This window comes from Novipirellula artificiosorum, assembly GCF_007860135.1.
GTDB classification, from domain to species: domain Bacteria; phylum Planctomycetota; class Planctomycetia; order Pirellulales; family Pirellulaceae; genus Novipirellula_A; species Novipirellula_A artificiosorum.
The window spans coordinates 1-1,047 of sequence record NZ_SJPV01000065.1; the positions used below are offsets into that span (position 1 = coordinate 1).

The 1,047-nt window shown below is 56.1% G+C and carries 1 protein-coding gene; it reads right to left on the bottom strand.

The genetic code is table 11. The features are described from left to right. Window positions 1-387: 387 nt before the first annotated feature. Window positions 388-1,047 (bottom strand): transposase (locus tag Poly41_RS33765; protein ID WP_146531778.1); only part of this gene is annotated, 660 nt, incomplete at its 5' end.

The window sequence follows — 1,047 nt, forward strand, 5'->3', positions numbered from 1 at the left end:
GCCTCGTCCACTTCTATGAAATGTTTGCTGCTGTCAAGTGACTGTTGTGTTGGGGTGGTTGTTGATTGAGTTTGCGTTTAAACGATCCGGTTCCCCATTCTTCTATCCGAGCTCTGATGGCCCAAGTGGGTTGGTTGCGAGTTGGCAGAACGCCCCATCTACGTACGAGCAGCTTGATGTTCAAGCAGCCCAGTGGACGAACGAGCATGTTCCACCAACCGGGGTCGGTTAGTTTGTTTCAAAGTTCAATCAGGTTTTTTCCATAGTGTAGTTCCCGTGAGTCCCTTTCGCCTTCACCGTCGCTTCGGCCTGCACCTGTGCCCCTGAGGTCGAGGCGACGGTGAAGGCGAAAGGGACGGTGCCCTTTTGTCGAGCCCGAGCCGAAGGTTAGGCTGCCAAGTTGCACATCTCGTAGTAGAGTCCTCGGATCCAACGATTCGCCACCGCCGCAGTGATCACGTTCGATGGCTTGCCTCGATCTTTCATTCGGTCGGCGAACTCCACCCAGTGATCGTCCAGTCGCCGCAGTCGCTGGGCCGCTTCGATGAGTACCCGGCGAAGTTCCCGATTGCCTGCCTTGATCAAGCCGGCGTCGGCTTGCCGCTGACCGCTCGAGGCGTTGCGAGGTGTCACCGCACAAAAACGAGCCAACTGCTTGCCACTGCGGAAACGATCGAATCGACCGATCTCCGCCCGTAGCGTGGCTGCGGTCACCAGTCCGACGCCGCTTTGCTCGAGCAGCTTCGTCGCCACCAGATCACCTGTGAGCATGCTTGTCAGACGTTTTTCGATGTTGCGGATTTTTACATTGAGTGTTTCGATTTCTGCAAAATGCTCACCGAGAATCCAGCGACTGTTCTCACCGATTTCGGTGCAGTTTTCCGCCCACGCTCGCCAGGCCTTGGTCCAAGGATTGATCTCGGCGGGAGACTTGGCACGCTGATCACGCAAGAGTGCTCGAACACGAAGTTTGACGTTTCGACGATGATTGACTTGTTGTTGCCGGTAACGCACCAGACGTCTGAGTTCACGGATGTTCTCCGGTGC